Origin of the sequence: Burkholderia sp. NRF60-BP8 (assembly GCF_001522585.2) — a bacterium.
Taxonomy (GTDB): Bacteria; Pseudomonadota; Gammaproteobacteria; order Burkholderiales; family Burkholderiaceae; genus Burkholderia.
In genome coordinates, this window is sequence record NZ_CP013373.1 from 2,988,328 (window position 1) to 3,014,309 (window position 25,982).

Below are 25,982 nucleotides of genomic sequence, written 5' to 3' on the forward strand. Positions count from 1 at the left end.
CTGCAGCGCCCGTTCCGGCCACCGGAAGCGACCCTCGTGAAACCTCTCCTGCTCTCGCACTTCACCGCCACCAGCTGCATCGGGCGCGGCCTCGACGCGACCCTCGATGCGCTGCGCCACGCCCGCGGCGGACTCGTGCCGTGCAACTTCGAGCGTGCGGACCTCGACACGTGGATCGGCGCGGTGGACGGCGTCGATGCGCACCCCGTGCGCGCCGATCTCGCCGACTTCGAATGCCGCAACAACCGCCTCGCGCAACTCGGCCTGACGCAGGACGGCTTCGACGCACGCGTCGCGGCGGCCGTCGCGCGCTACGGCGCCGCACGCGTCGGCGTGTTCGTCGGCACGAGCACGGCCGGCATCCTCGAAACCGAGCGCGCGTATCGGCGCCGCGACCCGGCGAGCGGCGCGCTGCCGGCCGACTTCCGCTACGCACACACGCACAATCCGTATTCGCCGGCCGCGTTCGTGCGCGCGTATTTCGCGCTGCGCGGGCCGGCGATGGCGATCTCGTCCGCGTGCTCGTCGGGCGCGAAGGTGTTCGGCTCCGCGCGCCGCATGATCGAAGCCGGGCTGATCGACGCGGCCGTCGTCGGCGGCGTCGATTCGCTGTGCCTGACCACGCTGTACGGCTTCAATTCGCTCGAACTGCTGTCGCGCCGGCCGTGCCGGCCGTTCGACGTCGCGCGCGACGGCATCTCGATCGGCGAGGCCGCCGCGTTCGCGCTCGTCGAGCGCGTCTCCGCCCCGCCCGCCACGCTCGACGGCGACGCGATCCTGCTGCTCGGCATCGGCGAATCGAGCGACGCGCACCACATGTCGTCGCCGCATCCGGAAGGGCGCGGCGCGCGCGCCGCGATCGAGCAGGCGCTCGCGTCCGCCGGCCTCGGCCCGGACGATATCGACTACGTGAACCTGCACGGCACCGCGACGCCGAGCAACGATGCAGCGGAAAGCCGTGCGATCGGCGCGCTGTTCGCGCGCACGCCGTGCAGCTCGACGAAAGGGGCGACCGGCCACACGCTCGGCGCGGCCGGCGCGCTGGAGGCGATCGTCGCCGCGCTCGCGCTGCGCGAGCAGTTCGTGCCGGCCGGCGTCAACACGACGCAGCCCGACCCGGCGCTCGCAGCCGATTACGTGCTCGCGAGCCGCGACACGCGCGTGCGCGCCGTCCTCTCCAACTCGTTCGGCTTCGGCGGCACGAACTGCAGCCTGATCCTCGGCCGCGCCGATCACGCCCGCCGTTGAGGTCCGCCATGACACTGACCGCCTTCATCGAAAGCATCGGCCTCGTCGGGCCGGGATTGAACGACTGGCCGCACGCGGCCGACGTGCTCGCAGGCCGCGCGCCCTATGCGCCCGCCCGCACCGAGCTGCCGCCGCCGGCCGGCCTGCCGTCCGCCGAACGGCGTCGCACGGGCCCCGTCGTGCGCGCCGCGCTCGCGGTCGGCCACGAAGCGGTGGCCGCGAGCGGCCGCGACGCCGCGACGCTCGCGACCGTATTCAGCGCATCCGGCGGCGACGGCCAGAACTGCCACGCGATCTGCGAAACGCTGGCCGGCGACGATCGTCAGCTGTCGCCGACCCGCTTCCACAACTCGGTGCACAATGCCCCGGCCGGCTACTGGAGCATCGCGACCCGCTCGACGGCGACGTCGAACGTCCTGTGCGCGCACGACGGCAGCTTTGCCGCCGGCCTGCTCGAAAGCCTGTGCCAGGTCGTCGTCGATCGCGTGCCGAGCCTGCTGATCGCGTACGACACCGACTATCCGGAACCGCTGCGCACGGTGCGGCCGATCGACGACGCGTTCGGCGTCGCGCTCGTGCTCTCGCCGCACGCAAGCGAGCGCACGCTCGCCCGCATCGACGTGCAGCTCACCGATGCCCCCGCGACCACGCTCGCCGATACCGGACTCGACGCACTGCGCGCCGGCAATCCGGCCGCCCGCGTGCTGCCGCTGCTCGATGCGCTCGCCGCGCGGCGGTCGACGCGCGTCGTGCTCGACTATCTGGCCGATACGCGCGTGCAGGTCGACGTCGCGATGCCCGAACCCGTCGCGGAGCACGCGTCATGACCGCAACGGCCCTCTTGACCCCGCCGCTCGACCATGCGTGGATTGCCGCGCACATTCCGCACGTCGGCACGATGTGCGTGCTCGATTCGGTCGATGCGTGGGATGCCGAACGAATCCGCTGCACCGCGACGAGCCACCGCGATCCGCACAACCCGCTGCGCGCGCACGGGCGGCTCGCGTCGGTCTGCGGCATCGAATACGCCGCGCAGGCGATGGCCGTGCACGGCGCGCTGCTCGGCGCGCACGAAGCGCGCCCGCGGGTCGGCTATCTCGCGAGCGTGCGCAACGTCGACGCGTTCGTCGACCGGCTCGACACCGTCGAGCAGCCGCTCACCGTCGACGCGCAACGCGTGAGCGGCGACGGCCGCTCGGTCCTGTACGGCTTCGCGCTGCGCTGCGGCGAGCGCGTGCTGCTGTCCGGCCGCGCGACGGTGATGCTCGACGCATCGGCCGCCGGCGCGTTTCAACCGGCGCCCGCCGGCCACACGAATCCTCGATGAAGAGGCTTACCTCAAGGAAACCGGTCGTGAAAGTTCGTCAGTTCATTGGCGCCGCGCTCGTTTCGGCGCTGCTCAGCCCGCTCGCGCACGCGGACATGTCGGAAGTGAAGCAGGACATCAAGCGCGATTCGAAGGAAGCCGCGCACAAGACCGGCGACGCGGCGCGCAGCTTCGGCCACGCGACCGCGAGCGCCGCGAAGGCGGTCGGGCACGGCGTCGCCCATGCGTCGCGCGAAGGCTGGGAAGCCACCAAGCGCACGACGAAGCGGATCTTCCACAAGAACGACTCGGGCGAGTCGGCAGGAAAAAGCCAGAAGAACGACTGATCGCGCGTCCCGCGCGCGTTGCCGACGGCATGCGCGCGGGACTCGGCCACTCACTGGTCGCTCACCGGTCGCTCGCCGATCGCGACGCGCCAGCACCGCCGTCAGCGGGCGCCGCGCATGCGCCGTAGCGGCCTCGCTGGCCTGCGCGCGAAGCACTTGCCGTACGCGACCAGCCAGCAATCGCGATGATCGAAGTTCCGCAGCAGCCGCGCGCGGCGCCGCTCGAGCCAGTAGAGCGAGATCGCCATCGCCAGCGCGACGGCCAGCGCCGCGCCGCCGATCACGAGTCCCATCCAGGTGTCGCCCATGCGTTCTCCGGAATGCAAGGCCGAAGCGGCGCCTGCCGCCGCTCCGGCGCGGGATAGTGGGGAACGCGGCCTGCACGGCTTCGAACGCCGTGCGGGCCGCCGCGCGTCAATGCATGTGCTGACCGCCGTTGATCGCGATGTTGGAGCCCGTCACGAAGCCGGCCTCCTCCGAGCACAGGTAGGCCACCAGCGCCGCGACTTCCTCGGGCTTGCCGAGCCGGCCCGCCGGAATCTGCGGGAGGATCTTCGTGTCGAGGATGTCCTGCGGGATCGCGGTGACCATCTTCGTCGCGAGATAGCCCGGCGACACCGTGTTCACCGTCACGCCCTTGCGCGCGACCTCGAGCGCGAGCGACTTCGTGAAGCCGTGCATGCCGGCTTTCGCGGCCGCGTAGTTGGTCTGGCCGACCGAACCCTTCGAGCCGTTCACCGACGAGATGTTGACGATGCGGCCCCAGCCGCGCTCGACCATGCCGTCGCACACCGGCTTCGTCATGTTGAACACGGAGTCGAGGTTCGTGCGGATCACCGCGTCCCAGTTGACCTTGTCGAGCTTGCGCAGCGTCATGTCGCGCGTGATGCCTGCGTTGTTCACGAGAATGTCGACCGGGCCGACGTCCCGCACGATCTTCTCGATGCATTGCCGGCACGAGTCGTGATCGGCCACGTCCACCGGGTATGCATGGAACGCGCGGCCGGCCGCATGCATCTCGGTCAGCCAGCGGTCCGCGTTGGCGTTGTTCGGCGAATACGTGACGACTACCCGGTGACCCGCGTCGTTCAACCGGATGCTGACCGCTTCGCCAAGGCCACCCATCCCCCCTGTCACAACTGCAATTCGCTTAGTCATCCTATTAATTACCGACAAAAAAATGTAATCGATGAAAGGCCGGGCGACGGCATCGCACATGCTGCCGCCCCGCCGCTTCGATGCGCATCCGCCCGCGTCGCGGGCGCGGCACGCACCGGCACCTCGCGCGTATCGTCGACTGCCTGTCTTGCGCGAAAACCGCCCGGCTCACCCGCGGCGCTGACCCGCGCCGCAAGCGAACCGTACCGTCACCCCGCTCAGGCGCGCTCGACCGCGAGCGCGACGCCCATCCCGCCGCCGATGCACAGCGACGCCAGCCCGCGCTTCGCGTCGCGCTTGACCATCTCGTGCAGCAGCGTCACCAGGATCCGGCAGCCCGACGCACCGATCGGGTGGCCGATCGCGATCGCGCCGCCGTTCACGTTCACCTTCGACGTGTCCCAGCCCATCTGCTTGTGCACCGCCAGCGCCTGCGCCGCGAACGCTTCGTTGATCTCCATCAGGTCCAGGTCGCCCGGCGTCCAGCCCGCGCGCTCCAGCGCACGGCGCGACGCCGGCACCGGGCCCATGCCCATCACGCTCGGATCCACGCCCGCGTTCGCGTACGCCTTGATCCGCGCGAGCGGCGTCAGGCCCAGCGCCGCCGCCTTCTGCGCCGACATCACCAGCACCGCCGCCGCGCCGTCGTTCAGCCCCGACGCGTTCGCCGCCGTCACCGAGCCGTCCTTCGCGAACGCCGGCTTCAGCCCGGCCAGCGACTCCGCCGTCACGCCGTGACGCACGAACTCGTCGGTCGCGAACTGCAGCGGCTCGCCCTTGCGTTGCGGAATCGACACCGGCACGATCTCGTCGTCGAAGCGCCCGGCCTTCTGCGCGGCTTCCGCCTTGTTCTGCGACAGCGCCGCGAACGCGTCCTGCGCTTCGCGCGTGATCCCGTATTCCTTCGCGACGTTCTCCGCCGTGATGCCCATGTGGTACTGGTTGTACACGTCCCACAGCCCGTCGACGATCATCGTGTCGACCAGCTTCGCGTCGCCCATCCGGAACCCGTCGCGCGAGCCCGGCAGCACGTGCGGCGCCGCGCTCATGTTCTCCTGGCCGCCCGCGACCACGATGTCCGCGTCGCCCGCGACGATCGCGTTCGCCGCCAGCATCACGGCCTTCAGCCCCGAGCCGCACACCTTGTTGATCGTCATCCCCGGCACGGCGTTCGGCAGCCCCGCCTTGATCAGCGACTGCCGCGCCGGGTTCTGCCCGGAGCCGGCCGTCAGCACCTGCCCCATGATCACTTCGCTGACCTGCTCGGGCTTCACGCCCGCACGCTCCAGCACTGCGCGGATCACCGTCGCGCCCAGTTCCGGCGCCGCAATCTTCGCCAGCGAGCCGCCGAATTTGCCGACCGCGGTCCGCGCGGCCGATACGATCACTACATCCGTCATGTTCAATCCCTGCATTGAAATCAGTTCGTCGTTCCGACGCCGGCACGAGGCGGCTGCACGTGGCGATGGCGTGCGTCGGGCCATCCGGCGCGAGCGCGGTCGCATGCCGCCGCATGGCGGGCAACATCCGTTCGCACCGGCGGCACGGCACACCGCGGCACGGGCAACCGTGCACGGTCGTCTTGCGGCGCACCGGGCGTTCGCCGGACCCCGCGTGGCACACGCGGCGTCCGGCGCCATCCGGCGCCGGTCAATCGTGTCGCGCCTGCGCGCGACACGCACTCACGCGGTTACGCTGCCGATTCGCGCGCAGCCGCTGCGTCCTTGCGGGCAGCGGCCGCCGTCTGCTTGGCGCCGCGCGCGGCCGTTTCGCTGACCGCATCGAAGCCGCTCTGCGCCGCTTCGAGCGCCTGCCCCGTCGCCGCACGCACGGAGTCGGCCGCGGCGCTCGCCGCGGACAGCGCCGAATTCAGCGCGGCCACCACCGGCGCCGAGCCGGCCGGCGCATGCTTCGACAGTTCGCCGAGCACGTCCTTCAGGCGCTTGTCGTTCTGCTCGTACTGCGCCTGCGCGACCTTCGCCCATTCGGACTGCGTCGACACCGCGATGTCGAACAGATGGCGGCCGTACGACACGACCTTGCCGGCCGCTTCCTGCGGCGCGGCCACCTGCTGCGCGAAGCCTGCGGCCGGGTTGTTGCCGTTGAACGCGTTCTTCAGCTTGTCCTCGTATTCCTCGAGCGCCGTCCGGGCCGCCTGCAGGTTGAGTTCGACGACGGCTTCGAAACCGTGGATCGCCGGACGGGCGATCGCGAACCAGGCGGCGATACCGGATTGATAATCGGCGGCGAGTTTTTCGGGGGCAAATACGGACATCGGGCACGCTCCTGTTAGCAATGCGAGAGACGACTTGAAGAAAAATGGAAGCTTGATCGACAGCTGCTTCCTTATTGACAACCCGTCACCTTTTTGTGCACGGGTGGTTGAAGGAAGCCATTTTAGAGCGATTAATTGTCAATTAAGTGGCATTAATGATAGGTATAAACCCTTATTACCCTTTGGGGCGCCTGCGAAGCCCCCGGCGCGTCGACGTCGTGGCCGTGATATCGCTTGCTCCGACCCGCAATGCTTTTTTACCTTTTTACAGCATAGCGCAACATGATGTCGCGCAATATTTACCAATTCATTATTCTGCTTATTAGAAAACCGGCCCTCATTGGGAATTCAGCGACCACCCATGTAACCGTTTTTCTGGATTCTTTATGAAATCGTTTTCTACATTATTAATACCGAATTCAATAATCGGACGAATTACGGGAGCGATAAAAAAGGCCGCTTGAAGCGGCTCCCGTCGACGCGGTCGGGCGCGGGATCAGCCCGCCAGTTCGCGATGCAGCGCGCGAAACTCCTGCGCCAGTTTGTGCGTCGGCTCGAGATGGATCACCGGCGTCGACTGCTGATGCGATTCGCGGATCTTCACCGACGCGGACAACCGCGACGCGAGTACCGGCAGCCCTTCGTCGACGAGCTCGTCGACCAGCCGTTGCGGCAGACTCGCGCGGGGCTGGAACTGGTTGATGACGATCCCTTCCACCTCGAGCGCCGCGTTGTGGTCCTGCTGGATTTCCTTCACGTTCTCGAGCAGCGTGTACAGCGCGCGGCGCGAGAAATCGTCGCAGTCGAACGGGATCAGGCAGCGTTCGACCGCGATCAGCGCCGAGCGCGTATAGAAATTCAGCGCGGGCGGCGTGTCGATGTACACGGCGTCGTACATGTCGAGCTCGTTCAGCGCGTCGCGCAGCTTGTAGATCTTGTAGCGCGATTCGAGCTTGCCGTGCAGCGTGTCGAGATCCGGATGCGCGGGCATCACGTCGAGCCCGTCGAACGGGGTCGCGTGGATGAACGACGCGATGTCGACCGGACGGAAGTTGAAGGTCAGCGCGGTTTCGAAGAAGCCGGCGACGCCCGGTTGCGCATCGGCCGCGGCGTCGCCGAGCAGGTAGCGCGTCGAGTTCGCCTGCGCGTCGAGATCGATGACGAGCGTGCGCAATCCTTCGCTCGCACTGATCGCCGCCAGGTTGCAGACGATCGTCGACTTGCCCACGCCGCCCTTCTGGTTGAATACGACCCGCCGCATGGTGTCCCCTCGATCGAAACGTCGAAACGGCCAGCTTAGCCGGTCAATCATGGCGGCGGCGTGACGCGGGTCGAATTGGGCGCGAAGTGGACGCGAACTGGGCGCGGCACCCGTCACGTGCGCGGCGCCGCGCCCGATACGTACCGGTTGCCGGGCACGCTCCACCGCCACGGCAGATCCTGGCCGACGCGAATGCCGACGCGCGGCCCGCCCGCCAGATCCGCGGGCGGCGCCATCCCGTCGTCGACGATCGCGAACCCGTCATGCGCGCCGACCAGGTCGACGCCGTCCTGCGCGCCGCCGATCCCCATCGCCTGCGTCAACCGCGCCGGCCCACGGCACAGGTCGCGATCGCGCGTGCGCGGCGGCCGCGCCGCACGCATTCGTTCGAGCCCGTGCAGCGGCTCCAGCGCACGGATCAGCACGCCCGTTCCCGCGCCGTCCGGGCCGCACACGCAGTTGCAGCACCAGTGCATGCCGTACGTGAAATAAACGTAGAAGTGCCCGGGCGGCCCGAACATCGTCGCATTGCGCGGCGTCTTGCCGCGATAGGTGTGCGCGGCCGGATCGAGCGCGCCCGCATACGCTTCCACTTCGACGATGCGGCCGGCCCGGCCGTCCGCGGCCGCGAGGATCTTGTTGAGCAGTTGCGGCGCCACCTCGGTGGCCATGCGGTTGAAGAATGCGCGCGGCACGATGGTGCCTGGCCATGGATCCGCGGTCTTACTGCGTCGCATCGTGCTTCTCTGCCGTCGCCACGAGACGAAGCTCACGATACGCATCGACCAGATCGTCGAGCGCGAATGCGAGGTTTCTCCCGCTGGGGTTGGGCAGCACCCACACTCGCGCTTGCCGGATGCGCGATGGCTGCGAACCCCACGCGACTTCGCGCTGCCCCGACAGCGCCGAATACGCTGCCTTGCCGAGAAACGCGACGAAGCGCGGTGCATGCTGCGCGACCTTCCGTTCGAACGCGGCGGCCGCGGCCACGAATTCCGCGCGCGAGAGCTGATCGGCACGCGCGGTGGGCCGCGGCACCACGGTCGTCAGCCCGCAGCCGTAACCGAGTATCGCGCGATCGTCCCGCGGCGCAAGTTCCATCGGCGTGAAACCCGCGAGATGGATCACGCGCCAGAAGCGGTTGTTTCTCCCCGCGAAGTGATGGCCGCTCGCGGCCGCGATCAGGCCGGGATTGATCCCGCAGAACAGGACGTCGAGACGGGGAGCGATGAGGTCGGGAAGTGCGTCAGCCACGTTTCGTCCCGAGCGCGACGGGTATGCGCGACGTAAACGAAGCAAGGCCCGAAAACCCGGGCCAAGCGACTGGCTTGACGCGGACATTCGGGCCCATCGTGATGCGGGGTGCGACTTGCGATCAGAACGGAATATCGTCATCCATCTCGTCGAAGCCGCCGCCTGCCGGCGCGCTCGGACGGCTCTGGCCGCCGCCACCCGCACCGCCACGCGCCGCGCCGCCAGCACGGCCGCCGCCACCACCGCGCTCCGCCTGCTCGCCGCGACCGCCGCCGCCACCACCGTAGCCGCCGCCATAACCGCCTTCGTCACCGCCGCCACCGCCGCCGCCCGAACCACCACGGCCGCCGAGCATCTGCATCTGTTCGGCGACGATTTCGGTCGAGTAACGATCCTGGCCGTCCTGACCCTGCCACTTGCGCGTACGGATGCGGCCTTCGATATAGACCGACGAACCCTTCTTCAGGTATTCGCTGACGATTTCCGCCAGACGGCCGAAGAACGCGACGCGATGCCACTCGGTCATTTCCTTGAAATCGCCGCTTGCCTTGTCCTTGTACCGATCGGTCGTCGCGAGACGGATGTTCGCAACCGCGTCGCCGCTCGGCAGGTAACGGACTTCAGGATCGGCGCCGAGATTGCCGACGAGGATGACCTTGTTGACGGATGCCATGTGTTTCTCCAGTAAATTCGATGCGGGGCCGCCCGCGAAAGCCGTCCGAGCGGCCCGCCGGGCTAGCCGGCGAACGCCGCCCGCGCCTGCCCGACGATCAGATTCAGGCCTTGCGCGGCGGCGCTTTCATGCTGGCCGCGATTATAAGCCACGCGGCAACGAGCCCCGAACACGTGTAGAACACCGTATTCGCGCCGCCGTGCTTGAGCAGCCAGCCGCCCACGATGCCGCCGAGCGCGAGCCCGACCGACTGCGTGGTGTTGTAGACACCCGTGGCCGCGCCCTTGCGCGAACCCGGCGCGAGCTTCGACACGAGCGACGGCTGCGACGCTTCCAGGATGTTGAACCCGAGGAAGTACACGAACAGGATCGCCGCCACAATCAGAATGGTATGCGGTGCGCTGCCGAGCAACAATTGGCCGATCAGGATAGCCAGAATGCCGCCGAGCAGCACCGGCTTCATCTTGCCCCGCTTTTCCGCGACGATGATCGCCGGCACCATCATCACGAACGCGAGCCCCATCACCGGCAGGTAGACCTTCCAGTGCGCGGCGACCGGCAGCCCGCCGTCCACCAGCAGGCGCGGCACGACGAGGAACAGCGCCGTCTGCGTCGCATGCAGCACCAGCACGCCGAAGTTCAGGCGCAGCAGCTCGGCGTTGTGCAGCACCTCGGCGAACGGCGCGGGCACGTGCACGGGCTTGGCCGCGTCGGGCACGATCCACAGCACGACGCCGATCGCGAGGATCGACAGCACGCCGACGATCGCGAACAGCCCGCTCATCCCGACCCAGTGGAACACGATCGGCGCACCGACGATCGCGACCGCGAACGACACGCCGATCGAGCCGCCGACCATCGCCATCGCCTTCGTGCGGTTCTGCTCGGAGGTCAGGTCGGCGATGAACGCGAGCACCGCGGACGACACCGCGCCCATCCCCTGGATCACGCGGCCGACGATGATCCACGTGATGTCGTGCGCGAACGCGGCGACGAAGCTGCCGAGCGCGAAGATCACGAGGCCCGTGGCGATCACCGGCTTGCGGCCGAACTTGTCGGACGCCCAGCCGTAGAAGATGTAGAACAGCGACTGCGTGACGCCGTAGGCCCCGAGCGCGACCCCGACGAGCAGCACGTTGTCGCCGCCCGGGATGGTTTTCGCGTAGACCGAGAACACCGGCATGATCATGAACAGGCCGAGCATGCGCAGCGCGAAGATCGCCGCGAGCGACGTGGTCGCGCGCAGTTCGGGCGCGGTCATGCGGGAAGACGTGGCAGACGGATTGGACATCGGGAATGAATTTCGAATGATCGGAATGTCCGCCCGGCAGCGGGCGGCGGAAGATCAGGACCGGCGGCCGGGCGGCCTTTCGGGCGACACGTCGGGGCCGGATGCAGGCGGCCCGCGGGCCGCCCGGAACGTGCGGCGCGACCGCTTTCCCCGGCGCAGGCGTCGCCTTGCTGCCACCTGCTGTAAAGGCTGAGGGCCGTAAACGACGGTCTCGAAAAGCCGTTATAGTAGCAGGTTTGGTTCCCTCCATTTTCGCCAGGTTCATGGAACAGATCCGCATCCGTGGGGCGCGCACCCACAACCTGAAAAACGTCAATCTCGACCTGCCGCGCCACAAGCTGGTCGTGATTACCGGGTTGTCCGGATCGGGCAAGTCGTCGCTCGCGTTCGACACCCTTTATGCCGAAGGCCAGCGCCGCTACGTGGAAAGCCTGTCCGCATACGCCCGCCAGTTCCTGCAACTGATGGAGAAGCCCGACGTCGACCTGATCGAGGGGCTGTCGCCGGCGATCTCGATCGAGCAGAAGGCAACGTCCCACAATCCGCGTTCGACCGTCGGCACGGTCACCGAAATCCACGATTACCTGCGACTTTTGTACGCACGTGTCGGCACGCCGTACTGCCCCGACCACGACATCCCGCTCGAGGCGCAGAGCGTGTCGCAGATGGTCGACGCGGCGCTCGCGCTGCCCGAGGAAACCAAGCTGATGATCCTCGCGCCGGTCGTCGCGAACCGCAAGGGCGAGCACGCGGAGCTGTTCGAGGAGATGCAGGCGCAGGGCTTCGTGCGCTTTCGCGTGCGCTCGGGCGGCGGCGCCGCGAACGAAGGCGTCGCGAAGATCTACGAGGTCGAGTCGCTGCCAAAGCTGAAGAAGAACGACAAGCACACGATCGACGTCGTCGTCGATCGCCTGAAGGTGCGCCCGGACATGAAGCAGCGGCTCGCCGAATCGTTCGAGACGGCGCTGCGCCTCGCCGACGGCCGCGCGATCGCGCTCGAGATGGATACCGACCGCGAGCACCTGTTCAGCTCGAAGTTCGCGTGCCCGGTCTGCTCGTACTCGCTGCAGGAGCTCGAGCCGCGCCTGTTCTCGTTCAACAACCCGATGGGCGCGTGCCCGGAATGCGACGGCCTCGGTCAGATCACGTTCTTCGACCCGAAGCGGGTCGTCGCGCACCCGTCGCTGTCGCTCGCCGCCGGCGCCGTGAAGGGCTGGGACCGCCGCAACCAGTTCTACTTCCAGATGCTGCAGAGCCTCGCGGCCTTCTACGAATTCGACATCGACGCCGCGTTCGAGGATCTGCCCGAAAAGATCCGGAAGGTGCTGCTGTTCGGTTCGGGCAAGCAGACGATCCCGTTCTCGTACATCAACGAGCGCGGCCGCACGACGATCCGCGAGCACGTGTTCGAGGGGATCATCCCGAATCTCGAGCGTCGCTACCGCGAGACCGATTCGGTCGCGGTGCGCGAAGAGCTGTCGAAATACCAGAACAACCAGCCGTGCCCGTCGTGCGACGGCACGCGCCTGCGCCGCGAGGCGCGCCACGTGCGGATCGGCACCGGCGACCACGCGCGCGGCATCTATGAAATCAGCGGCTGGCCGCTGCGCGACGCGCTCGGCTATTTCGACGGGCTGACGCTCGAAGGCGCGAAGCGCGAGATCGCCGACAAGGTGATCAAGGAAATCGTCGCGCGCCTGACGTTCCTGAACAACGTCGGCCTCGATTACCTGTCGCTCGAGCGCAGCGCCGAAACGCTGTCGGGCGGCGAGGCGCAGCGGATCCGGCTCGCGTCGCAGATCGGCTCGGGCCTCACGGGCGTGATGTACGTGCTCGACGAGCCGTCGATCGGGCTGCATCAACGCGACAACGACCGCCTGATCGCGACGCTCAAGCATCTGCGCGACCTCGGCAACTCGGTGATCGTCGTCGAGCACGACGAGGACATGATCCGCACGGCCGACTACGTCGTCGACATGGGCCCCGGCGCGGGCGAGCACGGCGGCATCGTGGTCGCCGAAGGCACACCGAAGCAGGTGCAGTCGAACCCCCAATCGCTGACCGGCCAGTACCTGCTCGGCAAGCGCGTCATCGAGTACCCGGACGAGCGGCTCGCGCCCGATCCGGAACGGATGCTGCGCATCGTCGACGCGCACGGCAACAACCTGAAGCACGTCGATCTCGAACTGCCGGTCGGGCTGCTGACCTGCATCACCGGCGTGTCGGGCTCCGGCAAGTCGACGCTGATCAACGACACGCTGTATCACGCGGTCGCGCGCCACCTGTACGGTTCGGCTGCCGAGCCGGCGCCGCACGAGGCAATCGAGGGCCTCGAGCACTTCGACAAGGTGATCAACGTCGACCAGTCGCCGATCGGCCGCACGCCGCGCTCGAACCCGGCCACGTACACGGGCCTGTTCACGCCGATCCGCGAGCTGTTCTCGGGCGTGCCGACCGCGAAGGAGCGCGGCTACGATCCGGGCCGCTTCTCGTTCAACGTGAAAGGCGGCCGCTGCGAATCGTGCCAGGGCGACGGCGTGCTGAAGGTCGAGATGCACTTCCTGCCGGACGTCTACGTGCCGTGCGACGTGTGCCACGGCAAGCGCTACAACCGCGAAACGCTCGAAGTGCAATACAAGGGCAAGAACATCAGCGAAGTGCTCGACATGACGGTCGAGCACGCGTACGAGTTCTTCAGCGCGGTGCCGGTCATCGCGCGCAAGCTGAAGACGCTGCTCGACGTCGGCCTCGGCTACATCCGCCTCGGCCAGTCGGCCACGACGCTGTCGGGCGGCGAGGCGCAGCGCGTGAAGCTGTCGCTGGAGCTCTCCAAGCGCGACACCGGCCGCACGCTGTACATCCTCGACGAGCCGACCACCGGCCTGCACTTCCACGACATCGCGCTGCTGCTGGAAGTGATCCACCGGCTGCGCGACCAGGGCAACACGGTCGTGATCATCGAGCACAACCTCGACGTGATCAAGACGGCCGACTGGGTGATCGACCTCGGCCCCGAAGGCGGCGCCGGCGGCGGCCAGATCATCGCGCAGGGCACGCCCGAGCAGGTCGCGAAGACGAAGGCGAGCTTCACCGGCAAGTACCTCGCGCCGCTGCTCAAGCGCCCGACCCGCAAAGTCGCGGCAGGCTGACCCCGGTCCGCCGGTTCCCCCCTTCCCCGCGCGCGGCGCCCGGCCGCGCGCGCGTCGACGGCAGACCGCCCCCTCGTTTTCCCTTCTGCGTTTACACCACGCGCCAAACGGCCCGTTTGCGGACCATAATGGCAGCTATACTTTACGGTCGTAAGGTTCGCCATCCGCACCAATCCGGTGCGGCGCCGGGCGACCGGCATCGGGCGACCGGCGCTCTGCCTCGCACTGCGCGGCCCGACACACCGACGACAGGAATCCACGATGGAGAAGCAACAAGAGTCGCGCGACACGCAGAACCGCGAGCCGCACCTGCGCAGTGTGCGGCTGACGAGCGACTTGAGCCTGCCGAAGCTGTCGGCGCTCGAGATCGGCAGCTACCTCTTCGCGCTCGCCATGATGTGGCTCGTCCTCGAGCTGCGGCTGCTCGGCGGGATGCTGGCCGGCCTGCTCGTCTATCAGCTGATCCACACGATCGCGCCCGTGATCGAGCGCCATACCACCAGCATGCGCGCGCGCTGGGTCGCCGTCGTGCTGCTGTCGATCGCGATCGTCGGCGGGCTCACCGGCCTGACGATCGGCATCATCGAGCATTTCGAGCACACGGTGCCGAACCTGCAGAGCCTGCTCGACCAGTTGATGCAGATCGTCGAACAGACGCGCGCACGCACGCCGGCGTGGATCGCGAACCTGCTGCCCGTCGACGTCGAACAGATGAAGACGAAGGCGGCCGTGCTGATGCATTCGCACATGGACCAGCTCCAGCAAAGCGGCAAGAGCGTGGCGCGCGGCTTCGGCCACGTGCTGTTCGGGATGATCATCGGCGCGATGATCGCGATCGGCGTCGAGCAGGGCAAGGTGCGCCGGCCGCTGTCGACCGCGCTCGTCACGCGCGTGTCGCGCTTCGCCGATGCGTTCCGCCGCATCGTGTTCGCGCAGATCAAGATCTCCGCGATCAACGCGGCCTTCACCGGCATCTACCTGCTCGTCGCGCTGCCGATCTTCCACCAGCGGCTGCCGCTGTCGAAAACGCTCGTGCTGGTCACGTTCATCGTCGGCCTGCTGCCGGTGATCGGCAACCTGATCTCGAACACGCTGATCGTCGCGGTGTCGCTGTCGGTCAGCATGGGCACCGCGATCGCGTCGCTCGCGTTCCTCGTGATCATCCACAAGCTCGAATATTTCCTGAACGCGAAGATCATCGGCGGCCAGATCGAGTCGCGCGCGTGGGAGCTGCTGCTCGCGATGCTGATCATGGAAGCCGCGTTCGGGCTGCCGGGCGTGATCGCCGCGCCGATCTTCTACGCGTACCTGAAACGCGAGCTGCACCTGCTGCGGCTGATCTGAAGCCGCCCGCTCGCCGACGGCGATAAAAAACGCCGCGCCCCGAAGGGCGCGGCGTTTTTGCTCGTGGGGCCGACCTTTCGGGCCGGCGGATCAGCGGAACACGACCGTCTTCGTCCCGTTCAGCACGATCCGGTGCTCGACATGCCACTTCACCGCGCGCGCGAGCGTCACGCACTCGACGTCGCGGCCGATCGCGGTCAGTTGGTCGGGCGTCATGCTGTGGTCGACGCGCTCGACTTCCTGCTCGATGATCGGGCCTTCGTCGAGATCGGTCGTCACGTAGTGCGCGGTCGCGCCGATCAGCTTCACGCCGCGGTCGAACGCTTGGTAGTAAGGCTTCGCGCCCTTGAAGCTCGGCAGGAACGAATGGTGGATGTTGATCGCGCGCCCGGCGAGCTGCTCGCACATGTTCGGCGACAGGATCTGCATGTAGCGCGCGAGCACGACGAGATCGGCCTGATGCTCGTCGATCACTTCCAGCACGCGCGCTTCCTGCGCCGCCTTCGCGGCATCGGACGAACCGCCGACCAGCGGGAAGTGATGGAACGGAATGTTGTAGCTCGCGGCGAGCTGGTAGAACTCCTTGTGATTCGACACGATCGCCGGAATCTCGATCGGCAACTGGCCGGTGCGATAGCGGAACAGCAGGTCGTTCAGGCAGTGGCCGATCTTCGACACCATGATCACGACGCGCGGCTTCACGGCCGCATCGTGCAGCTCCCAGCGCATCGAGAACTGTTCGGCGAGCGGCGCGAATTCCTTGCGAAGCGTGTCGAGCGCCGACGCGGCATCCACGCCGCCGCCGTCCTGCTCGAAGTGCACGCGCATGAAGAACTCGCCGGTGCGGCTGTCGCCGAACTGCGCGGAATCGAGGATGTTGTTGCTGCGCTCGAACAGGAAGCCCGAGACCGCATGGACGATGCCGTGCCGGTCGGGGCACGACAGTTTCAAGATAAAGCTGTGATCGGTCGGCATGACCGCTACTCCCTTCGTTTCGGTATTCGTCAAATTGGCGCTCGTTCGGCCGCGCCACGCGCCACGCGCACGCGCAGGCCCCGCATGGGGCGCGCTATGCGGCCGCCGTGAACAGCGCGTCGATGCCCGCGGCGTCGGCCGCCGCCAGCCAGCGATGGCGCAGCAACGTGTCGAGCATCGCGAGGCTCGCGTCCATCGTCGCGCGGCCTTCGCGCAGCCAGGCAATCACTTCGGGCACGCCGGCCAGCAGATGCTCGGCCACTTCGCCGTCCTGGTTGTGCGGCGCGAAGTCGCGCGGCAGCGGCAGGTCGTACACGAAGATCAGTTCGGATTGCGTGCCTTCCGGCAGCGAGCACAACACCTGCACTGCCCGGCCCGCAATCGCGCGTGCCGCGAGTTCCGCCGGCATGCCAGCCTCTTCCCAGCACTCCTTGATGAGCGTCTCGTGAACGCCCAGGCCCCAGCCGATGCCGCCCGCGACGACGTTGTCGAGCATGCCGGGGTCGGTGGCCTTGGTCGCGCTGCGGCGGCCGAGCCACATTTTCGGTGCAGCGGGCGACCCCGGTGCAACCGCATATTCTACGATGCCGTTCAGGTGCACCGCATAGGTCTGCGTGCCGAAGAAGCGCGACGCGGCGCGCTCGATGTAGGCGAGCGGCGGATCGTCGAAGCGATTGCGGATCGCGTAGATCTCGTCGCGCCAGCCGGGAATCGCGCCTTCGGCGGCGAGCGCGCCGATCGCGCCGGCCAGCGCCATGCTGCGCGCGTCGACCGAATCGTAGCGCGCCGACAGCACGACCCGCTCGCCGGTCAGCTCGAACACGTCGGGCCAGCGCGCGAGCCTGGCGACGTCCTGGCGGCGCACCCAGCCGACCGCCTGGCCGGCGATCTCGAAACGCAGGTGCGCGGCCGGATCGAAGCGGCGCGCGGCCGCGATGCACGGAAACGTCATCTCGCTCAATCCTTCAGCGCGACGCGAATGCCGATCGCGATGAACGTCGCGCCGGCGATCCGGTCGAGCCACACACCGACCTGCGGGCGACGCTTCAGCCACGCGCCGATCATGCCCGCGCCGACGCCGAACAGCGAGAAGACCGCGGCCGTCTGCAGCATGAACAGCGCGCCGAGCTCGAACATCTGCAGCGTCACGCCCTGCGCGCCGTGCGGATCGACGAACTGCGGCAGGAACACGACGAAGAACAGCGTGACCTTCGGGTTCATCAGGTTGCCGATCACGCTCTGCCGGAAAATCGCGCCGAGCGGCTGCGGCGGGCGCGCATGCGCGTTCGCGAGGCCCTGGCTGCGCAGCGCCTTGATGCCGATCCACACGAGGTACGCGGCGCCCGCGAGCTTCAGGATCTGGAACGCGACCGGCGACGAACGCAGCACGGCCGCGACGCCGAGCGCCGCGAGCGTCGTGTGGAACAGGATCCCCGCCGTGAAGCCGAGCGCGGCGACGAAGCCGGCCGCGCGGCCCTGCGAGATGCCGCGTGCGAGCACCTGCAGGTTGTCGGGCCCCGGCGCGAACGTGATCGCGATCGACGTGGCGAGAAACAGCATGAAGTTGGGCATCGTGACCTCGCTGCGTAACGTGAGCCAAGCGTGAACCAGGCGTGAACCCGCGCAAGCCGGGGCGGCAAGCCGCGGCAGGACCGGCGTTCAGTGGCCGGGGAATTCGGTAACGGTATAGACGGGCAGGCCGGCATTGCGCAGCAGCGCCGAGCCGCCGAGATCCGGCAGGTCGATGATCGCCGCGCCTTCGACGACCACCGCGCCGAGCCGCTGCAGCAGGTTGCGCCCCGCCATCATCGTGCCGCCGGTCGCGATCAGGTCGTCCATGATGATCACGCGGTCGCCGGGGCGGCACGCATCTTCGTGGATCTCGACCGTCGCGCTGCCGTATTCGAGGTCGTACGATTCCGAACGGGTCTTGTACGGCAGCTTGCCGACCTTGCGGATCGGCACGAAGCCGACGCTCAGCTCGTACGCGACGATCGGCGCGATGATGAAGCCGCGCGCATCGAGGCCCGCGACGTAATCGAGCTTCGCATCGACATAGCGTTCGACGAACAGGTCGACGAGGATGCGCAGCGCCTTCGGGCTCTGCAGCAGCGTCGTGATGTCGCGGAACTGCACGCCCGGCTGCGGCCAGTCGGGCACCGTGCGGATCTGGCTGTGAATGAAGGCGACCGGATCGAGCGGTGCGCCCGACGACGAATGCGGCATGAAACTCTCCGAAAAAAACGGTGCGCGAAGATCGGGCACCGTTTCTGATCAATACGGGTCAGGTTGTGATTCGCGGCTCACGCAGCCGCGGCCGGCGGATCGCGCCGATGGCGCGACAACCGCTCCTCCGCGAGCGCGAGCGCCTCGGGCAACCCGCGCAGCACCACGATGTCGCTCGCGCGCAGCTTGGTCTGCGGATCGGGTTCGACGCCGCGGATGCCGTGCCGGCGGATCGCCGTGACTTCCAGCCCGAGTGCGTACAGCCCGAGTTCTTCCAGCGAACGCCCGACCGCGTCCGCGCGCGCGTCGACCGGCACCGATTGTAGCCGCACCTGCTCGTGATCGTCGTCGTCCGCGTCGTCCGCGCCGCGGAAATAGCCGCGCAGCAGGCTGTAGCGCTCGTCGCGCATCTCCTCGACGCGCCGCACGACCTTGCGCATCGGCACGCCGACCAGCACCAGCGTATGCGACGCGAGCATCAGGCTGCCTTCGACGATCTCCGGAATCACCTCGGTCGCGCCGGCCGCGAGCAGCTTCTCCAGATCGGCATCGTCGACGGTGCGCACGATCGCCGGCAGCGTCGGCTCGAGCTCGTGCACGTGGTGCAGCACCCGCAGCGCGGACGGCGTGTTCGCGTAGGTGATCGCGACGGCCGCCGCACGGTGGATACCGGCCGCGAGCAGCGACTCGCGGCGCGCCGCGTCGCCGAACACGACCGATTCGCCGGCCGTCGCGGCCGCGCTCACGCGATCGGGATCGAGGTCGAGCGCGACGTACGAAATGCCTTCCTGCTCGAGCATGCGCGCCAGGTTCTGGCCCGCGCGGCCATAGCCGCAGATGATCACGTGGCCGCGCTGCTTGAGGCTTTGCGTCGCGATCCGCGTCATCTGCAGCGATTGCTGCATCCACTCCGTCGACGACAGCCGCATCACGATGCGGTCGGCGTTCTGGATCAGGAACGGCGCGGCGAGCATCGACAGCAGCATCGACGCGAGGATCGCCTGCAGCAGCGTCGAATCGACGAGATGCCGGTCGAGGATCAGGTTCAGCAGCACGAAGCCGAATTCGCCGGCCTGCGCGAGGCCGATCCCCGTGCGCATCGCAACGCCCGGCGTCGCGCCGAACAGCCGTGCGAGCCCCGCGATCATCGTCGCCTTGAACAGGATCTGCCCGACGAAAAAGCCGAGCACGATCAACGGATGCTCCCAGATCACGCGCGGGTCGAGCAGCATCCCCGTCGTCACGAAGAACAGGCCGAGCAGCACGTCGCGGAACGGCTTGATGTCCTCCTCCACCTGATGGCGGAACGGCGTCTCGGAAATGAGCATCCCCGCGATGAACGCGCCGAGCGCGAGCGACAGGCCGAAGCGGTCGGTGACGAACGCGGCGCCGAGCGTGACGAGCAGCAGGTTCAGCACGAACAGCTCCTGCGAGCGGCGCCGCGCGACGACGTTGAGCCAGCGCGTCATGAAACGCTGGCCGATGACCAGCAGCAGCGTGAGCGCGATCACGATCTTCAGCGCCGCGAAGCCGAGCGTGATCGCGAGGTCCTTCGACGATTCGGCGCCGAACGCGGCGATCACGATCAGCAGCGGCACGACCGCGAGATCCTGGAACAGCAGCACGCCGAAGATGTTGCGGCCGTGCTCCGTCTCGATCTCGAGCCGCTCGGCGAGCATCTTCGACACGATCGCCGTCGACGACATCGCGAGCGCGCCGCCGAGCGCGATGCTGCCCTGCCACGTGATGTGCACCCAGCGCTCGAACAGCACGCCGAGCACGAGCGCGAGCACGAGGGTCGCGACGACCTGCAGCAGGCCGAGCCCGAACACGAGCCGCTGCATCGCCCTCAGCTTCGCGAGCGAGAATTCGAGGCCGATCGAAAACATCAGGAACACCACGCCGAACTCCGCGAGGTGCTCGGCCCGTTCGAGATCCGCCGCGACGCCGAACGCGTGCGGGCCGACCAGGATGCCGACGGTCAGGTAGCCGAGCATCGGCGGCAGGTTCAGCGAGCGGAATACGACGACGCCCACCACCGAGGCCAGCAGCAGCAGCAGGGTCATTTCGAGCGGGGAAATCACAGGCGAAGCGTCCTCGTTCGTCGGGGCCACGGCAATGCGGGCGCGGGTGGTGGCGGTGGACAGGCGACGTCGGACGAGTCCGAAGGCGCGGCGCGGCGAACAAACGCCTTTGCTATACTCCGCGCATGATAGCGAAAATCAATGATGATCGGGCGCTCGCGCTCGCCCGCGACGTGCTCGACATCGAGGCGGACGCCGTGCGCGCGCTGCGCGACCAGCTCGACGGCGGCTTCGTCCAGGCCGTTGCGCTGCTGCTCGGCTGCCGCGGCCGCGTCGTGGTCTCCGGGATCGGCAAATCGGGGCACATCGCCCGCAAGATCGCGGCCACGCTGGCCAGCACCGGTACGCCGGCCTTCTTCGTCCACCCTGCCGAGGCCAGCCACGGCGACCTCGGGATGGTCACCTCCGACGACGTCTTCATCGGCATCTCCTATTCCGGCGAATCGGAAGAACTCGTCGCGATCCTGCCGCTCGTGAAGCGGATCGGCGCGAAGCTGATCGCGATCACGGGCCGCGCGGGGTCGAGCCTCGGCACGCTCGCCGACGTGAACCTGAACGCCGCGGTGTCGAAGGAAGCGTGCCCGCTGAACCTCGCGCCCACCGCGAGCACGACCGCCGCGCTCGCGCTCGGCGATGCGCTCGCCGTCGCCGTGCTCGATGCGCGCGGCTTCGGCTCGGAAGATTTCGCGCGCTCGCATCCGGGCGGCGCGCTCGGCCGGCGCCTGCTCACCTACGTGCGCGACGTGATGCGCTCGGGCGACGACGTCCCCTCCGTCGGGCTGAACGCGACGCTGTCGGACGCGCTGTTCCAGATCACCGCGAAGCGCCTCGGCATGACGGCCGTGGTCGACGCCGACGGCAAGGTCGTCGGCATCTTCACGGACGGCGACCTGCGCCGCGTGCTCGCGCGCGACGGCGACTTCCGCACGCTGCCGATCACCGAAGTCATGACGCGCGACCCGCGCACGATCGCGCCGGATCACCTGGCGGTCGAGGCCGTGGAACTGATGGAGCGCCACCGGATCAACCAGATGCTGGTCGTCGATGCCGACGGCGCGCTGATCGGCGCGCTGAACATGCACGACCTGTTTTCGAAGAAGGTGATCTGATGAGCGCAGCGCTGACTGCGGCCGAACGCGCGAGCCGCGTGAAGCTGATGATTTTCGACGTCGACGGCGTACTGACCGACGGCGGCCTGTTGTTTACAGCGACCGGCGACGCGATGAAGTCGTTCAATTCGCTCGACGGCCACGGCGTGAAGCTGCTCGGCGAAGCCGGCATCGCGACCGCGATCATCACGGGCCGCCGCTCGGACATCGTCGCGTCGCGCGCGAAGGAAATGAAGATCGCGCACCTGTTCCAGGGCGTCGAGAACAAGCTCGCCGTGTTCGCCGACCTGATCGCGTCGCTCGGCCTGACGGCCGACGCATGCGGCTACATGGGCGACGACTGGCCCGATCTGCCGGTCATGCTGCGCTGCGGCTTCGCCACGGCCCCCGCGAACGCGCACCCCGAGGTGATCGCCCGTGCGCACTGGGTCGCCGAAGCCCGCGGCGGCCACGGCGCCGTGCGCGAGGTCTGCGATGCGATCCTGCGCGCACAGCGCCGCTACGACGCGCTGCTCGCCGCCGCCTGCGGAGCCTGACCGATGAGCACGCATTTCCGCTGGACCCAGCTGCTGCCGCTCGCCGCGGTCGCCGCGCTCGCGGGCGTCACCTGGTGGTTGCTGCAGGCCACGCTGCCGCCGCCCGGCGAGGGCGTCGCGCAGCCGAAGCGCCATACGCCCGACTATTTCGCGGACAACTTCTCGGTCACCGAGCTCGACCAGTCCGGCACGACCCAGTACCGGCTGACGGCCGCGAAGCTGGTCCATTACGAAGACACCGAAAGCAGCGACCTGACCGATCCGGCCATGCGCGCGTTCCAGCCCGGCAAGCCCGTCGTGACGACCACCGCGAAGCGCGGCACCGTCAACGGCGACGTGTCGATCGTCGATTTGTACGACGATGCGCGCATCCTGCGCGCGGCCGGCGGCGGCGATCCGCAGATGCAGGCCGATTCCCAGCATTTCCGGATCTTCGTCAATGACGATGTGATCCAGACCGAAAAGCCGGTTAAACTTCAGCGCGGCCTGTCGCTCGTCAACGCGACCGACGGCATGAAGTACAACAACGTCACCCGGGTCATCGAGCTTTACGGCAACGTGCGCGGCACGATCGCCGCGGCGGACACGTCCGGCGGCTCGAAAGGTCAACCCAAGTGACGCATCCCTCACGTGACTGCATGAACGAACCGTTCCCTCGACAGATTTCCGGCGGCGCTGCGCGCGCCGTCCGCGCCGCGCTCGCCGCGACGCTCGTGGCGCTCCCGCTCGTCGGGCTGGCGCCGCTCGCCCATGCCGAGAAGGCCGACCAGAACAAGCCGATCAACGTCGAGGCCGACAACCTGACCTACGACGATCTGAAGCAGGTCACGGTCGCGACCGGCAACGTCGTGATCACGAAGGGCACGATCATCATCAAGGGCGATCGCGTCGAAGTGCGCCAGGACCCGGAAGGCTACCAGTATGCGACGTCGTTCGGCAGCGGCAAGAAGCACGCGACGTTCCGCCAGAAGCGCGAAGGCCTCGACGAATACATCGACGGCGATGCCGAGCGCATCGACTACGACGGCAAGCAGGACCTGACCACGCTGACCACCGCGGCGACCGTGCGCCGCCTGCAGGGCACGTCGACCGTCGCCGATACCGTGCACGGCAGCGTGATCACGTATGACGGCCAGCGCGACTTCTACACCGCGAAGGGCGGCAAGGACGTCGCGGCGCCGGGCAACCCGAACGGCCGCGTGCGCGCGATGCTGTCGCCGAAGAACGGCGGCCCCGCGCCGCTGAACGGGGCGCCGGCCAAGCTGTCGCCGTCGACCACGATCCAGGGAGCGCCGGGCCAATGAACGCGCTCCCGAATCGCCAGCCGGCCGGCACCACGAGCTCGCTCGTCGTCCGCAACCTGAAGAAGCGCTACGGCTCGCGCACGGTCGTCAAGGACGTGTCGCTCGACGTGAAGAGCGGCGAAGTCGTCGGCCTGCTCGGCCCGAACGGCGCCGGCAAGACCACGTCGTTCTACATGATCGTCGGCCTCGTGCCGACGGACGGGGGCGAAATCTCGCTGAACGGCAGCTCGATCGGCCTGCTGCCGATCCACAAGCGCGCGTCGCTCGGCCTGTCGTACCTGCCGCAAGAGGCGTCCGTGTTCCGCAAGCTGACCGTCGAGGAGAACATCCGCGCGGTGCTCGAGCTGCAGCACGGCGAAGACGGCAAGCGGCTGTCGAAGGATGCGATCTCGTCGCGCACCGAAGCGCTGCTCGACGAGCTGCAGATCGGCCACCTGCGCGAGAACCCCGCGCTGTCGCTGTCGGGCGGCGAACGGCGCCGCGTCGAAATCGCGCGCGCGCTCGCGACCAACCCGAACTTCATCCTGCTCGACGAACCGTTCGCCGGCGTCGATCCGATCGCGGTGCTCGAGATCCAGAAGATCGTCAAGTTCCTGAAGCAGCGCAACATCGGCGTGCTGATCACGGACCACAACGTCCGCGAAACGCTCGGCATCTGCGACCACGCGTACATCATCAGCGACGGTTCGGTGCTGGCCGCGGGCGCGCCGAGCGAAATCATCGAAAACGAAAGCGTGCGCCGCGTGTACCTCGGCGAGCACTTCCGCATGTAACGTTCTCCTCGTGGCTGGCTGCACCCCGCCCGGCATGGCCGCGCGGGGCCGCGTCCCGCTTCGCGGCCATGCCCGCGGCCACGCGGCGCGCCGCGCGTAATCGCGGATGGCTCAATGCGCCTGGGTCGTGGCAAACTGCCGGTATGACTCCCTCCTTGCCATGAAAGCCAGCCTCCAACTTCGCCTGTCGCAACATCTGGCGCTGACGCCGCAGCTGCAGCAGTCGATCCGGCTCCTGCAGTTGTCGACGCTCGAATTGCAGCAGGAAGTCGCGATGGCCGTCGCGCAGAATCCGCTGCTCGAAACCGACGACGAATGGATCGCGAGCCCGCTGCGCGTCGCGGCGGACGGATCGCTGATCGCGCAGACGCCGCCCACACAGAACACCGAACCCGTCGCGACGAACGGCAGCGGCACGTCCAGCGATCGCGCGGAGCGCGACGAGCCGGCCGGCGCCGACGAATACGACGGTTACGGGTCCGGCGACGGCAACGACGGCCCGCAATGGAACCTCGACGAATACGGCCGCTCGGGCGGCGCGTCCGACGACGACGACCTGCCGCCGCTGCAGGTGCAGGAAGCCGCGACGTCGCTGCGCGACCACCTGTCCGCGCAGTTGCGCGTCACGCAGGCCGGCCCGCGCGATCGCGCGCTCGTGATGTTCCTGATCGAATCGCTCGACGACGACGGCTACCTGACCGCCACGCTCGACGAAGTGCTCGCCGACCTGCCGCCCGAACTGGAAATCGACGGCGACGAACTGAACGCGGCGCTCGCGCTGCTGCACAGCTTCGACCCGGCCGGCGTCGGCGCGCGCTCGGCCTCCGAATGCCTGAAGCTGCAGTTGCTGCGTCTCGATCCGTCCCCGACGCGCACGCTCGCGCTCGAGATCGTGTCGCAGCATCTCGAGCTGCTCGCCGCCCGCGACTTCACACGGTTGCGCAAGCATCTGAAGGCGAGCGACGACGCGCTGCGCGACGCGCACACGCTGATCCGCTCGCTGGAGCCGTTCCCCGGCGCCGCATACGGCAAGGCCGAGGCCGACTACGTCGTGCCCGACATCATCGTGAAGAAGGCCGGCCAGGGATGGCTCGCGGAACTCAATCCGGAGGTCGTGCCGCGCCTGCGGATCAACAACCTGTACGCGAACATCCTGCGCAACAGCCGCGGCGATCCGTCGGCCGGATCGCTGAAGCAGCAGCTTCAGGAAGCGCGCTGGCTGATCAAAAATATCCAGCAGCGTTTCGACACGATCCTGCGTGTCGCGCAGGCTATTGTCGAGCGTCAGAAGAATTTCTTTGCGCACGGCGAAATTGCCATGCGCCCCTTGGTTTTGCGGGAAATAGCTGATACGCTGGGCCTACACGAGTCGACTGTCAGCCGTGTGACAACCGGGAAGTACATGCTGACCCCGTTCGGGACGCTTGAATTTAAGTACTTCTTCGGATCTCACGTTTCGACCGACACCGGTGGCGCCGCCTCGTCGACCGCCATCCGAGCCCTCATCAAGCAACTGATAGGAGCTGAAGACCCAAAATCGCCACTTTCGGACAGCCGCATTGCCGAGCTGCTGGCAGAACAGGGGTTCGTGGTCGCGCGCCGCACGGTTGCGAAATATCGCGAAGCCCTCAAGATCCCGGCAGTGAATCTGCGCAAGTCTCTTTAAGCC

Annotated in this window: 26 protein-coding genes; 12 read left to right on the forward strand and 14 right to left on the reverse strand. The window is 67.9% G+C overall.

What is annotated here, in order from left to right; translation table 11 throughout:
* Nucleotides 1–36 precede the first annotated feature (36 nt).
* The 4 genes from WS54_RS27435 to WS54_RS27450 are packed head-to-tail and all read left to right on the forward strand — an operon-like array spanning nt 37 to nt 2,901.
* Complete coding sequence (locus tag WS54_RS27435) at nt 37–1,248, forward strand: beta-ketoacyl-[acyl-carrier-protein] synthase family protein (protein ID WP_059780492.1); 1,212 nt, start codon at nt 37–39, stop codon at nt 1,246–1,248.
* A gap of 8 nt (nt 1,249–1,256) precedes the next feature.
* Complete coding sequence (locus WS54_RS27440) at nt 1,257–2,075, forward strand: beta-ketoacyl synthase chain length factor (RefSeq protein ID WP_059780491.1); 819 nt, start codon at nt 1,257–1,259, stop codon at nt 2,073–2,075.
* Complete coding sequence (locus tag WS54_RS27445; RefSeq protein WP_059780490.1) at nt 2,072–2,575, forward strand: hotdog family protein; 504 nt, start codon at nt 2,072–2,074, stop codon at nt 2,573–2,575. Before WS54_RS27440 ends, WS54_RS27445 begins: the two co-directional genes overlap by 4 nt.
* Complete coding sequence (locus WS54_RS27450) at nt 2,572–2,901, forward strand: hypothetical protein (RefSeq protein WP_059780489.1); 330 nt, start codon at nt 2,572–2,574, stop codon at nt 2,899–2,901. Before WS54_RS27445 ends, WS54_RS27450 begins: the two co-directional genes overlap by 4 nt.
* A gap of 101 nt (nt 2,902–3,002) precedes the next feature.
* Here the strand turns inward: WS54_RS27450 and WS54_RS27455 are convergent, their stop codons facing one another.
* The 9 genes from WS54_RS27455 to WS54_RS27495 form a co-directional block, all read right to left on the reverse strand.
* A complete protein-coding gene (locus WS54_RS27455) occupies nt 3,003–3,209 on the reverse strand; it encodes a hypothetical protein (protein ID WP_034208396.1) in 207 nt (68 codons plus the stop codon).
* A gap of 106 nt (nt 3,210–3,315) precedes the next feature.
* Nucleotides 3,316–4,059, reverse strand: a complete 744-nt coding sequence (gene phbB / locus WS54_RS27460; protein ID WP_059504379.1) for an acetoacetyl-CoA reductase — start codon at nt 4,057–4,059, stop codon at nt 3,316–3,318.
* A 218-nt stretch (nt 4,060–4,277) separates the two neighbouring features.
* Entirely contained in the window at nt 4,278–5,459 is a 1,182-nt protein-coding gene (locus tag WS54_RS27465; RefSeq protein ID WP_108041979.1) for an acetyl-CoA C-acetyltransferase, read from the reverse strand.
* Nucleotides 5,460–5,749: 290 nt separating this feature from the next.
* Nucleotides 5,750–6,334 (reverse strand): TIGR01841 family phasin, encoded by a 585-nt coding sequence (phaP, locus tag WS54_RS27470; RefSeq protein WP_034208398.1) that lies wholly within the window; start codon nt 6,332–6,334, stop codon nt 5,750–5,752.
* A gap of 496 nt (nt 6,335–6,830) precedes the next feature.
* Nucleotides 6,831–7,595, reverse strand: a complete 765-nt coding sequence (locus WS54_RS27475; protein ID WP_034208399.1) for a ParA family protein — start codon at nt 7,593–7,595, stop codon at nt 6,831–6,833.
* Between the two features lie 113 nt (nt 7,596–7,708).
* The gene (locus tag WS54_RS27480) at nt 7,709–8,332 is read right to left on the reverse strand and encodes a DNA-3-methyladenine glycosylase (RefSeq protein WP_059781487.1); all 624 of its coding nucleotides are present in this window, start codon (nt 8,330–8,332) and stop codon (nt 7,709–7,711) included.
* Nucleotides 8,319–8,849: a G/U mismatch-specific DNA glycosylase gene (gene mug, locus WS54_RS27485; protein WP_059781485.1), complete on the reverse strand. Its 531-nt coding sequence runs from the start codon at nt 8,847–8,849 to the stop codon at nt 8,319–8,321. Before mug ends, WS54_RS27480 begins: the two co-directional genes overlap by 14 nt.
* A gap of 121 nt (nt 8,850–8,970) precedes the next feature.
* Nucleotides 8,971–9,522 carry a single-stranded DNA-binding protein gene (locus tag WS54_RS27490; RefSeq protein WP_034208402.1) on the reverse strand — a complete coding sequence of 184 codons (552 nt, stop codon included), beginning with the start codon at nt 9,520–9,522 and terminating at the stop codon, nt 8,971–8,973.
* A gap of 103 nt (nt 9,523–9,625) precedes the next feature.
* Nucleotides 9,626–10,813: an MFS transporter gene (locus tag WS54_RS27495; protein ID WP_034208403.1), complete on the reverse strand. Its 1,188-nt coding sequence runs from the start codon at nt 10,811–10,813 to the stop codon at nt 9,626–9,628.
* Nucleotides 10,814–11,076: 263 nt separating this feature from the next.
* Here WS54_RS27495 and uvrA point away from each other — a divergent pair, with 263 nt between their 5' ends.
* Both uvrA and WS54_RS27510 read left to right on the forward strand, forming a co-directional pair.
* Nucleotides 11,077–13,962: an excinuclease ABC subunit UvrA gene (gene uvrA, locus WS54_RS27505; RefSeq protein WP_059781483.1), complete on the forward strand. Its 2,886-nt coding sequence runs from the start codon at nt 11,077–11,079 to the stop codon at nt 13,960–13,962.
* A gap of 261 nt (nt 13,963–14,223) precedes the next feature.
* The gene (locus WS54_RS27510; RefSeq protein ID WP_034208405.1) at nt 14,224–15,306 is read left to right on the forward strand and encodes an AI-2E family transporter; all 1,083 of its coding nucleotides are present in this window, start codon (nt 14,224–14,226) and stop codon (nt 15,304–15,306) included.
* A 90-nt stretch (nt 15,307–15,396) separates the two neighbouring features.
* On the opposite strand, the gene purU is transcribed toward WS54_RS27510, so the two are convergent.
* From purU to WS54_RS27535, 5 genes are all read right to left on the reverse strand, one after another.
* A complete protein-coding gene (purU, locus tag WS54_RS27515) occupies nt 15,397–16,281 on the reverse strand; it encodes a formyltetrahydrofolate deformylase (protein ID WP_059506669.1) in 885 nt (294 codons plus the stop codon).
* A 94-nt stretch (nt 16,282–16,375) separates the two neighbouring features.
* Nucleotides 16,376–17,233, reverse strand: coding sequence for an NUDIX hydrolase (locus tag WS54_RS27520; protein ID WP_059781480.1), 858 nt, complete (start codon nt 17,231–17,233; stop codon nt 16,376–16,378).
* Nucleotides 17,234–17,238: 5 nt separating this feature from the next.
* Nucleotides 17,239–17,853, reverse strand: a complete 615-nt coding sequence (locus WS54_RS27525; RefSeq protein ID WP_034208408.1) for a LysE family translocator — start codon at nt 17,851–17,853, stop codon at nt 17,239–17,241.
* 87 nt (nt 17,854–17,940) lie between these two features.
* Nucleotides 17,941–18,507, reverse strand: coding sequence for an adenine phosphoribosyltransferase (locus WS54_RS27530; RefSeq protein WP_034208409.1), 567 nt, complete (start codon nt 18,505–18,507; stop codon nt 17,941–17,943).
* A 77-nt stretch (nt 18,508–18,584) separates the two neighbouring features.
* Nucleotides 18,585–20,591, reverse strand: a complete 2,007-nt coding sequence (locus WS54_RS27535) for a monovalent cation:proton antiporter family protein (protein WP_034208410.1) — start codon at nt 20,589–20,591, stop codon at nt 18,585–18,587.
* Between the two features lie 125 nt (nt 20,592–20,716).
* Between WS54_RS27535 and kdsD the strand changes: the two genes are divergently transcribed.
* The 6 genes from kdsD (at nt 20,717) to WS54_RS27565 (ending at nt 25,979) form a co-directional block, all read left to right on the forward strand.
* Nucleotides 20,717–21,700: an arabinose 5-phosphate isomerase KdsD gene (gene kdsD / locus WS54_RS27540; RefSeq protein WP_059781478.1), complete on the forward strand. Its 984-nt coding sequence runs from the start codon at nt 20,717–20,719 to the stop codon at nt 21,698–21,700.
* Nucleotides 21,700–22,236, forward strand: a complete 537-nt coding sequence (locus WS54_RS27545) for a KdsC family phosphatase (RefSeq protein WP_059781476.1) — start codon at nt 21,700–21,702, stop codon at nt 22,234–22,236. Before kdsD ends, WS54_RS27545 begins: the two co-directional genes overlap by 1 nt.
* Before the next feature lie 3 nt (nt 22,237–22,239).
* On the forward strand, nt 22,240–22,854 hold the full coding sequence (lptC, locus tag WS54_RS27550; protein ID WP_034208413.1) for an LPS export ABC transporter periplasmic protein LptC: 615 nt from the start codon (nt 22,240–22,242) through the stop codon (nt 22,852–22,854).
* Between the two features lie 20 nt (nt 22,855–22,874).
* On the forward strand, nt 22,875–23,540 hold the full coding sequence (lptA, locus tag WS54_RS27555) for a lipopolysaccharide transport periplasmic protein LptA (protein ID WP_006483139.1): 666 nt from the start codon (nt 22,875–22,877) through the stop codon (nt 23,538–23,540).
* Nucleotides 23,537–24,313: an LPS export ABC transporter ATP-binding protein gene (lptB, locus tag WS54_RS27560; RefSeq protein WP_034208414.1), complete on the forward strand. Its 777-nt coding sequence runs from the start codon at nt 23,537–23,539 to the stop codon at nt 24,311–24,313. The genes lptA and lptB overlap by 4 nt, the downstream gene beginning before the upstream one ends.
* A 160-nt stretch (nt 24,314–24,473) precedes the next feature.
* Entirely contained in the window at nt 24,474–25,979 is a 1,506-nt protein-coding gene (locus tag WS54_RS27565; RefSeq protein WP_059781474.1) for an RNA polymerase factor sigma-54, read from the forward strand.
* Nucleotides 25,980–25,982 lie beyond the last annotated feature (3 nt).

What these genes read in the sequence shown, in the direction of transcription:
- WS54_RS27440 (WP_059780491.1), top strand. Translation starts at nt 1,257, where the DNA reads ATGACACTGACCGCCTTCATCGAAAGCATCGGCCTCGTCGGGCCGGGA.
- WS54_RS27445 (WP_059780490.1), top strand. Translation starts at nt 2,072, where the DNA reads ATGACCGCAACGGCCCTCTTGACCCCGCCGCTCGACCATGCGTGGATT.
- WS54_RS27450 (WP_059780489.1), top strand. Translation starts at nt 2,572, where the DNA reads ATGAAGAGGCTTACCTCAAGGAAACCGGTCGTGAAAGTTCGTCAGTTC.
- WS54_RS27455 (WP_034208396.1), bottom strand. Translation starts at nt 3,209, where the DNA reads ATGGGCGACACCTGGATGGGACTCGTGATCGGCGGCGCGGCGCTGGCC.
- phbB (WP_059504379.1), bottom strand. Translation starts at nt 4,059, where the DNA reads ATGACTAAGCGAATTGCAGTTGTGACAGGGGGGATGGGTGGCCTTGGC.
- WS54_RS27465 (WP_108041979.1), bottom strand. Translation starts at nt 5,459, where the DNA reads ATGACGGATGTAGTGATCGTATCGGCCGCGCGGACCGCGGTCGGCAAA.
- phaP (WP_034208398.1), bottom strand. Translation starts at nt 6,334, where the DNA reads ATGTCCGTATTTGCCCCCGAAAAACTCGCCGCCGATTATCAATCCGGT.
- WS54_RS27475 (WP_034208399.1), bottom strand. Translation starts at nt 7,595, where the DNA reads ATGCGGCGGGTCGTATTCAACCAGAAGGGCGGCGTGGGCAAGTCGACG.
- WS54_RS27480 (WP_059781487.1), bottom strand. Translation starts at nt 8,332, where the DNA reads ATGCGACGCAGTAAGACCGCGGATCCATGGCCAGGCACCATCGTGCCG.
- WS54_RS27490 (WP_034208402.1), bottom strand. Translation starts at nt 9,522, where the DNA reads ATGGCATCCGTCAACAAGGTCATCCTCGTCGGCAATCTCGGCGCCGAT.
- WS54_RS27495 (WP_034208403.1), bottom strand. Translation starts at nt 10,813, where the DNA reads ATGTCCAATCCGTCTGCCACGTCTTCCCGCATGACCGCGCCCGAACTG.
- uvrA (WP_059781483.1), top strand. Translation starts at nt 11,077, where the DNA reads ATGGAACAGATCCGCATCCGTGGGGCGCGCACCCACAACCTGAAAAAC.
- WS54_RS27510 (WP_034208405.1), top strand. Translation starts at nt 14,224, where the DNA reads ATGGAGAAGCAACAAGAGTCGCGCGACACGCAGAACCGCGAGCCGCAC.
- purU (WP_059506669.1), bottom strand. Translation starts at nt 16,281, where the DNA reads ATGCCGACCGATCACAGCTTTATCTTGAAACTGTCGTGCCCCGACCGG.
- WS54_RS27520 (WP_059781480.1), bottom strand. Translation starts at nt 17,233, where the DNA reads ATGACGTTTCCGTGCATCGCGGCCGCGCGCCGCTTCGATCCGGCCGCG.
- WS54_RS27525 (WP_034208408.1), bottom strand. Translation starts at nt 17,853, where the DNA reads ATGCCCAACTTCATGCTGTTTCTCGCCACGTCGATCGCGATCACGTTC.
- WS54_RS27530 (WP_034208409.1), bottom strand. Translation starts at nt 18,507, where the DNA reads ATGCCGCATTCGTCGTCGGGCGCACCGCTCGATCCGGTCGCCTTCATT.
- kdsD (WP_059781478.1), top strand. Translation starts at nt 20,717, where the DNA reads ATGATAGCGAAAATCAATGATGATCGGGCGCTCGCGCTCGCCCGCGAC.
- WS54_RS27545 (WP_059781476.1), top strand. Translation starts at nt 21,700, where the DNA reads ATGAGCGCAGCGCTGACTGCGGCCGAACGCGCGAGCCGCGTGAAGCTG.
- lptC (WP_034208413.1), top strand. Translation starts at nt 22,240, where the DNA reads ATGAGCACGCATTTCCGCTGGACCCAGCTGCTGCCGCTCGCCGCGGTC.
- lptA (WP_006483139.1), top strand. Translation starts at nt 22,875, where the DNA reads ATGAACGAACCGTTCCCTCGACAGATTTCCGGCGGCGCTGCGCGCGCC.
- lptB (WP_034208414.1), top strand. Translation starts at nt 23,537, where the DNA reads ATGAACGCGCTCCCGAATCGCCAGCCGGCCGGCACCACGAGCTCGCTC.
- WS54_RS27565 (WP_059781474.1), top strand. Translation starts at nt 24,474, where the DNA reads ATGAAAGCCAGCCTCCAACTTCGCCTGTCGCAACATCTGGCGCTGACG.